The sequence below is a fragment of the Desulfomonile tiedjei genome (assembly GCA_016212925.1).
Lineage (GTDB): Bacteria > Desulfobacterota > Desulfomonilia > Desulfomonilales > Desulfomonilaceae > JACRDF01.
The window spans coordinates 238,134-247,425 of sequence record JACRDF010000050.1 but is presented as its reverse complement, the minus strand read 5'-3'; the positions used below and the strand labels follow the sequence as shown (position 1 = coordinate 247,425).

Genomic DNA, 9,292 nt, shown 5'->3' with positions numbered 1-9,292 from the left:
GGTCCAGGATTCGATGAAAATACTGGATTCCTGCTTCCGCAGGAATGACGGTAAAAGGCGTCGCACTAGAGGCAGGCTGCCTCAATCAACGTCAGTGGCCCCCTATGGGGGCCGACCGCAAGGCCACGTGCTCTGCACGTGGATATTTACGATTCCGATTTCAATATGCGCCCTTGCCCTTGAGGACCGCACCAATGGTCTTAAACAGAATCTTGAGGTCGAGCCACACGGAATAGTTCCTTACATAATAAATGTCGTATTGAGCGTTGAGATGCATGGGGAGATCACCGCGACCCGAAACCTGCCACCAGCCTGTAACGCCGGGAGGTACCAGAAGCCGCTGCCACTCCCAATGATCGTAGCACTCGGTGAGAAAGGGCTGTTCCGGCCTGGGTCCCACCAATGACATGTCTCCTTTGATTACATTAAAAAGCTGTGGAAGCTCGTCTAGCGACGTCTTGCGCAACCATCTCCCGACGTGCGTTATTCTTGGATCATCTTTGGTCTTATAAACTACCCGACAGGCTTCCTCCTTCGTTGTGGTGGGAGCCTTCGCAGCATCCGCCTGAGCGTTTTCCGTACCGGCGGTCATGGTACGGAACTTGTACAGATCGAAGATCTTCCCGTTGAGTCCCACCCTCTTTGCCACAAAAATAACAGGACCTGGTGAATCCAACCTTATCGCAATCCAAATTAGCAGAAACAAAGGCCAGGCAATGACCAGGCCCAGCAGGCTCAATGTCACATCCATGATCCTCTTGGCGACCCGCCTGTGCCCCTGAATAAGGGGCTCCCGCACACCGATGACAACCAGGTCTCCGATTCGCTCAACTTCCGACTGCGCGAAAGCGAGGGACAGCACGTCCGGAAGGATGTAAATCCGCACGGGTAGGCTTTCCAGCCTTTCAATGGCCGACCGTGCTTCGATCCCGCGGTTCTCCGGAAAGGCCAAGATCACTACCGCAACGGAATATTCCTGCACCAGCCTGGGGACGTCTTCGATTCCTCCGATTACCGGGGCAGAAAGTCGCCTGCCTTCTGGGGGGACGTTGTCCGCAAAACCGATCAATTTCAAGACCGGAACTTGCTTGTCGATTATTGTTTGAGCCATGGACAAGCCGCTTTCGGAAGTTCCCACAATGAGTACTCGCTCGCGATCAGCCCCCAATTGTCCATGCTTCAAATAAAGGCTCAAGAAGTACCGAGGTAACAGCAAAGCGAGATAATCGGCGACCGCGAAACAGACCACAATGGAGCGAGGTACTTCAATGAGCGTGAAGTAAAAGAAACCTGTGAGCATCAACACGGCAAGGGCATGGGAGGATGTCAGGGAGCCGGCCTGAGACGCGAAGTCGGGAATCTTGCGGAGTTCATACACCCCCATCATAGCAAATAGGGCATGCCACAACAGACCCACCAACAGGAATACGAACCACTCAGGCGCTGCACTGTCAGTCCGGCCGGCAATCCTAGGAAGAGAACCACCGTATTGAGTAAGGGCCGCCAACAGCCCAACCGTGAAAACAACGTCAGCAGCCATGAGCATGAGCTTGAAGCGGTGGTAATGCCTAAACATTCTTGTTCATATCACTTGTTTCTAATTAATCAGCGGGCTCTGGAGGCGCTCTCTTCCCAAAACCGATTCTCGGGCCTAATATGCGAGATGACGAACGGTCTCTTGCATCCCAAAGTAGGCGGAATTTCTTCTACTTCCTCGATGACCATTCTTGCGCGGCTCGATTCCAGCGCCTTTCCGAAGTCGCGTACAAGGCCCTCTTTTGTAGCGGGCGAAATAGTCTCCCAGGGAACCACTTTTATGCGAAAAGAACTCAGATCCTCCTGAATGATCTGGCTTTCCCTTATCTCTTCCGATCTATGGAAAACGTAACTTAGGATCAGCGGGGATACCAGGTTTCCTTCGGGTGTAACAATAAAGTCCACTTCCCTGCCGAATATCTCGGAAAGGATCGGGTGGCTTCTGCCGCAAGGGCATGGCTGGTCGCTTTTCCTGGCCAGATCGCCAGTCCTGTACCTGATAAAGGGCATGGCAAAGTTGTGGAGACACGTGCCCGCTAGTTCCCACAGATCGTCTCGGTGTGGAACCAATTCGACAACCGAATTCTCCATCTGTATGTGATACCCTTGGCCGAGAGAACACTGTATAGCTACGGCTACCGATTCTTCTTGGCCGTAGTGGTCGATGACAGGGGCCTGGAAAACGCGTTCGATCAGTTCCTTGGCGTGAGGATAGAGATTTTCCGAACCGGCGATCAGGAAACTGGGCGGCGGAACGCTCTTTTTTTTGCGTTCCATCCATCGTGCCAGAATATAGAGAGAAGATGGCCATGCGCTTATGTAAGCGGGCTTGAATTCTTGAAGGACCTTCACCATTCGGTCGAGTCTGTCGGGGTTGACCACACCAAACGAAAATCGCAACTCCTTCAAGGGCCTGATATACACGTAACCCTTTCTCATGAGGGCAAGAGGCATCGGGCTGAAGAACGCGACCGGTTCTCCGGGGTTGTAGCCCAACCAGTCCAGATGTCGTCGAGCGATGGCCCGTTCGAAAGCCCTTGTACTGTGATCCATGAAGAAACTCAGCGCTGCCCCGGTACTTCCGCTCGTGTGGGCTTCATCTCGCGTAAAGAACGAGAAGTTGGAGGCCATCAGATCCGCCTTGCGTTCTCTCACGATTTCCTTCGTCAAGAAAGGCAGCTTCTGAATGTCCTCCGGTGTCTGAATATCTTTCGGTGTCAGGCCGTGAGTTTGAAAAACTTCGGTATAGTACGGAACGTTGGAGTAAGCAAAGTCGATCAGCAGTCGAAGCTGTCTTTGTTGATATGCCAGCAGCTCTTTGAGGTCCCATGTCTCACTTTGGGTGAGCAGTGCCACAGCTTCCTTGTACGGTTTTCCATACTTCCAGGATTTGGGGAGGTAATTCGTTACCTCTCGCATCCATTTCACGATGTGGCGCGGCAAGACTGTAGATATCAAGTTCTTTAGATAAACCCTCATTCTTCAGCCTTCATTCCTTTGCCCACCACCAAATGAGATACACTAACCGTTCCCCCCCGAGAGCCGCTTTTGAGCGAGTAAATAAATAGGCAATATAACATAATCAATGTGGCCGTGTTTATCAAAATATTCCGCCCCTTGAAGCCGCAGCAAGGGGCTCGAAACGGCCTCCGCAACATCGCGCCGACCCGCGCAACGGGCCGCAAGGATTTCCAATTCTTCCATGCGCTGGTCAAAAAGACTATTTCGCGGTATTCGTTTGCACAAAAAAAGGGTCTCCCGCAAATCATCTCAAATTGGTATGATCCCCTGGAGACTCCATTTGTTGTGTTCAGGGCAGCCGACAGGTTTGTTCAAAGGAGATTGGAACTGAAAAAGGTAATCAGCGTCGTGGGGGCTCGCCCCAATTTCATGAAAATCGCGCCTTTGGAACGAGAGTTCCTGAAGTACCATTTTGTTCGGCACATTATGATCCACACAGGTCAGCATTATGACAAGGAGATGAGTGACGTCTTCTTCGACCAGCTTGGTCTGTCAATGCCGGAACGTAGTCTTGGCGTGGGCTCGGGCGGCCATGGAGAGATGACCGGCAAAATCATGATCGAATTCGAGGCCGTGTGCCGAGAAATGAAGCCGGACATGGTAGTTGTGGTCGGTGATGTGAACTCGACCATAGCCGCAGCACTGGTGGCAAGGAAACTTCTCATACCGGTAGCCCACGTGGAAGCCGGGCTGAGGTCCTTTGATGAAACCATGCCGGAGGAGCTTAACCGTCACCTCACAGACTGCTTGTCCAACCTTCTCTTTGTTTCCGAGCCGTCCGGCGTCAAAAACCTCAAACGAGAGGGAGTGGACATGAGCCGGGTGCATATGGTGGGGGACATCATGTTGGAAACTCTCCAGATGTTTCTCCCGGCTATCAGGAAGATGAAATGTTGGCGGGATTACGGCCTCGAACAGGGATCCTACGCCCTTGTAACTATCCATCGGCCTTCCAATGTTGACGAGCCCGCCGCGCTCGCGGAGGTCATAGATCTTCTCAATGCACTGCCATACCCGATAATCTTTCCCATTCACCCCCGCACGCAGAAACGACTGGATGATTTCGGGCTCAGGTCGAGCATGGAAAGTGTGGCTAATCTCACTCTCTTGCCGCCCCAGCCTTATATTGATTTTCTGTCTCTGCTGGAAGGTTCCGCCCTGATCGTTTCAGATTCGGGCTCGGTGCAAGCTGAGGCCAGTTTTTTCGGGGTGCCGTCCCTGGTTTGCCGGGAGAACACTGAAAGGCCTATATATCTTGAGGAAGGGACCTCCACGCTCGTGGGACGGGACCTAACAAAGCTCAAGAAATGCCTCGGACAGATAACCACAGACCGGTACAAAAAACCGAGCCACTTGATGAAGCAGTTGGGGACAAAAGTGGCCGAAAAGACCGTGAGGGTCATAGCGGACTACCTGGGCTGAACCGCCGGACCGCAATTCCGGCCCCTTGAAGCAGCCGGAAGACCCCGTTTTCCATTCAGAGCATTTCAGCTACGGTCTCGTTCGCGCGCGGCCCTGATATGGGCCACCCAAATTTCCATTCATTCCGGGTCCCCCGTAAAGCTGAGAAGAGGACGACATGACACCACTCTGTGGAATACCCGTCTTCCTGACCTGAGGAGGCGGAGGAAGATAATAGGGTGGCTGTGCTGTCGGGGCAGGCGATGGGGCAGGTAGGGGCGGAGGCGGAGCATAGTCCTGGCACGCTGTCGGTTCCGGGAAAACGATTACCGGCGCCTGTATCGGCGGAGCGGGAGGGAAAAGCGGGGAAGGTCGGCAACAAGGGGCCAACGGAACAACCGGCGGGCCGCAAACTGTGACCATGGGCGGAGCGCAGATAGGCCCGGGACCGCACTGGTAGGCCTGCACCGGCCCGAAGGCCATGGGAACGGCGAACAACATAAGGAATGGTAAGCAGAGTGGGTGGGTGCGCATATTCTGATCCTGTATCTATCTTTAAAACAAGATAATGACATAATTATCGCATGTATAATATGATATAATGACGTTAATGTCAAACAATTACAAGAGTATTTGGCTGCTATTCAGTTGCGAGCGGGGAAAGGCTGTCATTGCGAGCGCAGCGAAGCAATCTCAGCGCTCAAGGACAGAGATTGCTTCGTCGTTTCACTCCTCGCAATGACAGGGAACGGCAAATTCCCCCGCGTAACCGGTAAATGGTAAGCCCCCGGCTTTGCCGGGGGTCATTTAACTGAATGATTACCGTATTTGTCGGGATGTTAACTAAGCCATCGAAATCAACAGTGCTTGGGCAGCGAGCACGGTGAGGCCCTATTTGGCGGCTCTCACGCCTCACGTAATTGAACGGTTGCGTCAGTTGCCCCGGACTGCAGGGGTAGAGCGGTCTGATCAGTTCGTTTCACTTCTCACAGATCAAACTTAAATCTCCACCGGCAACCACTTCGAACAAGGACCTCGAAAGCGGTCAGGTACTCGTGGAGGTCCTGCAGGATTGATTGTTTTGCCAATGGGGTCGTCATGGAATCCTGCTTCACCAATCGAATCAGTTCCCGGACGTACGCTTGTCCTTGGATAGGGTCGAACCATCTTGTGTCTTCAAATTCTCGTATCTTCTGTCTTTCGGCTTCGGAAATCGGAAGCGACGATAAGAAGCTGTCGTCCTCGGGTGGTGCAATTTCCACGTATTCGTCCAGATGCTTGTTGCCTGCATCCACCATCAGGACTCCCAGGTGATCCCAGTGGTGCGCAACAGTTTTGCCATTGACAAACACCTCTTCCTGAAGCGCTTGGTCCTCAGCGACAATGTATAATGCAAGCGACATGTTTGAACCTTTCATCCGATGGTCGAGGCAGCCGTAGATCGACTTTCCGGAGTGTTCTCCCACGGCTTCCTATGAAAACGCCTCGAAGACAACCGGCAATCCCGCGTTCAGCGCGGGACGGCGCTACCGGCGTTTTCATAATTCGTTGTGGCGCTCGCCGCCGTGGAAGTTGGTGTTGGCCGGTATCCTTGGGGCCCGAATCATGCCGGAACCAGCTCGGCCACCAAAGCAGTATGACGAGATCCGCCGTCCCCACGACAGGTCACAACTTCTCGGCCACCAGCACCTGTGACGGCACTCCAAAGCTCACTTGTTTTCTCATATGCCTAATATTCCACCCGTCCCTAACAAACGTCTCCAAGGAGATGGGACGGCAGCCGCCGACAAGGGTTGGCCGAATTCTGTAAATGGAAAGCCACACTTTCTCAAAAACTTTTGATACGAGCGTGAACCCGTGCGTAAGACTGGCGAGCCCAAGGAGGCCGCCCGCTCCGAGTATGCGATGAGCTTCCGCAACGACAGCTTGAATATCAGTCTCCGTAAGAAGGTCCAATACATAGGTTGAAAGGTAACGGTCAAAGCCGGCTGACTCAGCCTCCAACCGCGTTTCACCCGAGGTCAACAGCACCTTGGCTCTTGGGCCGAAGTGTTCGAGGCGGCGCCGCGCGAGTGCAACCATGGTCGAGCTGACGTCAAGCCCGAGGTATGTTGCCCCCTGGGGTAGGTGGTAGGCCAGCATGGACTCCGCGACTCGCCCTGTCCCACAGCCGAATTCAACCACCGCCCCGGCTGATTCAAGCGACAAATGCTCGACGAGATCCGCAACGGCCGGGTCTTCATAAAACCGTTGCCAATCCTGTTTCGACCCGAACCGGTCGTAAAAGTCGCGTGCTTGTTCGTGGGATAGCATAAGTAGGCCACCGCCAATAGCCGTCGAACTCGCTTACACGCATGTTCAAAGAAAATCGCCGAAAGCCCGGCGAAGTTGGAGCTGTCGCCGCCTTTATGTAGCAATATGTATCGTCAATCGCGCCGGTTGTTTGCGTTCGGGAATTTGACAAAATAAGACATCAACTACGGTACCCTCTGGCATTCACAAGTGCCCTTGGATGTACCAGTACGCAACAACCCAAATGTGGCGGCTTTCCTCTGCATCCTTTGCAGCCGCGTCCACATGCGGGGAGAGCACAAAACCGCGTCACGGTTCCAGTGTTTAGCTTTTCGAATCGGAGCGAACCAACTCCCTGTTAATCAATTTGCTCTACCAAGTAATTCTGGCTTCCCATCTGCTTGATTTGATCCAGTTGAGCTTCAAGCCAATCCACGTGCTCTTCTTCATCTTCGAGGATGTCTTCGAGCAGTTCTCTGGTTCCGTTGTCCGCGAGTTCCGTGGCAAGTTTGATACCTTGGTTGTAGGATTTCACTGCGCCGTATTCAGATTCCAAATCAAACTTGTGCTGGGCTGGAACATCCGCACCAATATTTATGGCTTTCAGTTTGCTTACTGTGGGGCGCCCTTCAAGGAACAGGATCCGGGCGATTAGTTTTTCTGCATGTTTCATTTCATCTATAGCGCGCTTTTCGTCCGCTTTGTGCAGCCGCTCGTAGCGCCAATTGTCACACATCTCGGAGTGGACCATATACTGGTTAATTGCAGTCAATTCGTCCGCCAGCAGGTCATTTAGTTTTTCAATTATTTTCTTGTTCCCTTTCATGACATCCTCCTCCTCTAATTAACTGTTTAGATAATTTCCCCGAAACGGAGTAGTTGATTTTGAGTCAGCATAGCTGAGTGTTTTCGGGCCGTCAACTTTTATTGCCGACAAAGTCTGCCACTAATTATTCGCTTTGCCAAAAGTTTTGTCTGATTCTGGATAGCCTTATATCAATGCACTTTCAAACAGGTAACATTCATGAGCTAGGGACGGTGGAACAGGCTTCCCGCCTGTCCAGAAATGACAGGCAAGATGCCTGTCTCACCCTTAACAGTGAATTACTTCTTTGTAAGCGAAATGGTGTTATACCGTCATTCCGGCGGAAACCGGAATCCAGTCTTTTTAATCACGCGTTCCGCGCGGGACTGGCCCCCGATGCCTGCCCCGGACTCTGATCCGGGGTTCGCCGGGGCGACGGGTGCTGAACAGGCCTTTAGTTTTGGCAATAACCATAGATCCAGGAGAACTGTCACTGATCCTGCGTAAAATGTTGCTGCAAAATCGTGCGAAGCGACCCCAACCCTGCTGAATCGGGAAAGCAGCAGCTTATGCCATATTTTTTGCAGAGTTTCTTGACTCCGATGGCCCCGAAATGACTGTTGACGCTGACAGGGCAAACTACCAGGTCCGCGCTCCTAATGCATTGTTCGAGCCTCCGCTCTCCACGACAGCACCGGCCGTCGTGGCGGCAGAATTCGCCTCCGGAGCGCTCCACCAAGTTTTTGTAGTGGGTTTCAAGGCCGTCTATGCCGCCGATCATGGCTATTCGCTTCCCCTGAAGGCAATGGGCCGAGGGACCGCAACAGGATTCCTTCTGCGCTTCTTCATGGCACGAGTCATCCGCGTTTTTGAGAGACGCCAAGTCCTGTAATAAAGCCTGAAGCTGCCTCTTGGAATGGGTGCACTCCGCTTCCAGTTCCCGGTTCTTGTTTAGCGATTGTTCCAGCAGAGACCTTAATTTCTCGATCTTCTGATCCCGGAGACTACTTTCCTTTCGGCAATCAGGTAGCCGGGGGGTTGGGAAAATGGGCCGACGGTCACCGGACTGCGCCAAACGGTTTTCCAGGCTTTGATTCGCTTTTTCCAGTTTGGTGTTCAATGACCGGAGGTTGACGATTTCCCTTCTGAGACCGTCGATTTCCGCTTGGAGGTCTGTCTCCTTTTGATCTCTCTTTTCCGTGTCTCTGTTCCAGAATTCCTTTACCAGCTCATGTTCCAGCATGTGAATGCGGCCGAACAGGGCAGTCTCGACAGATTCCCCGTCCGGACCGGGCCTCGTGGCAGCATGCCACAGCATCGCCCACAGAGGGACCCCGATGTCTTCAGCTCTTTTTGCAGCCAACTCTATGATGGACCCATTGTCCTCCTGAGAGATTCGTTTGGCATGCCGCATAAAGCGCCTTTCCACAAGTTTTTGAACATGCCGTGCAACCTTGCCTTCCTTGCCGCACATCCCCACCACGGCCGAATGAAATGCAAACTCCGGGTCCATGTCCCCGGCCTTTAAAACCAGGGCAAATTTTCGTCCGATTTTCTTGAGATCTTCAAAATCAAGGGTCATGCCGACCACTTTACAAATGGTAGTGTGCTGAAGCTCCCATATCTTCTTTTGCGAATTCATGCCGGAATGCCTCCATAAGTAATCCGAAGTGAGCGGCTGAAGGTAGCCTTAACTAACTAACGTAGGTTAATCTACCAACAAGCCACGGGCCGGGT

At 52.8% G+C, this 9,292-nt stretch carries 7 protein-coding genes; 1 reads left to right on the top strand and 6 read right to left on the bottom strand.

Features of this window, described 5'->3' with window-relative positions:
• Positions 1-160 precede the first annotated feature (160 nt).
• Positions 161-1,576, bottom strand: a complete 1,416-nt coding sequence (locus tag HY913_23255; GenBank protein MBI4966216.1) for a sugar transferase — start codon at positions 1,574-1,576, stop codon at positions 161-163.
• Between the two features lie 29 nt (positions 1,577-1,605).
• The gene (locus tag HY913_23250) at positions 1,606-3,015 is read right to left on the bottom strand and encodes a phenylacetate--CoA ligase family protein (GenBank protein MBI4966215.1); all 1,410 of its coding nucleotides are present in this window, start codon (positions 3,013-3,015) and stop codon (positions 1,606-1,608) included.
• 411 nt (positions 3,016-3,426) lie between these two features.
• On the opposite strand from HY913_23250, the gene wecB reads away from it, so the two are divergent.
• A complete protein-coding gene (wecB, locus tag HY913_23245; GenBank protein ID MBI4966214.1) occupies positions 3,427-4,479 on the top strand; it encodes a UDP-N-acetylglucosamine 2-epimerase (non-hydrolyzing) in 1,053 nt (350 codons plus the stop codon).
• A gap of 965 nt (positions 4,480-5,444) precedes the next feature.
• On the opposite strand, the gene HY913_23240 is transcribed toward wecB, so the two are convergent.
• The 4 genes from HY913_23240 to HY913_23225 all read right to left on the bottom strand — a co-directional run bounded on the left by HY913_23240 (position 5,445) and on the right by HY913_23225 (position 9,197).
• Positions 5,445-5,861 carry a hypothetical protein gene (locus tag HY913_23240; GenBank protein MBI4966213.1) on the bottom strand — a complete coding sequence of 139 codons (417 nt, stop codon included), beginning with the start codon at positions 5,859-5,861 and terminating at the stop codon, positions 5,445-5,447.
• Positions 5,862-6,123: 262 nt separating this feature from the next.
• Positions 6,124-6,771: a class I SAM-dependent methyltransferase gene (locus HY913_23235; GenBank protein ID MBI4966212.1), complete on the bottom strand. Its 648-nt coding sequence runs from the start codon at positions 6,769-6,771 to the stop codon at positions 6,124-6,126.
• A 337-nt stretch (positions 6,772-7,108) separates the two neighbouring features.
• Positions 7,109-7,576, bottom strand: a complete 468-nt coding sequence (gene bfr, locus HY913_23230; GenBank protein MBI4966211.1) for a bacterioferritin — start codon at positions 7,574-7,576, stop codon at positions 7,109-7,111.
• A 469-nt stretch (positions 7,577-8,045) separates the two neighbouring features.
• Complete coding sequence (locus HY913_23225; GenBank protein ID MBI4966210.1) at positions 8,046-9,197, bottom strand: DUF2325 domain-containing protein; 1,152 nt, start codon at positions 9,195-9,197, stop codon at positions 8,046-8,048.
• Positions 9,198-9,292 lie beyond the last annotated feature (95 nt).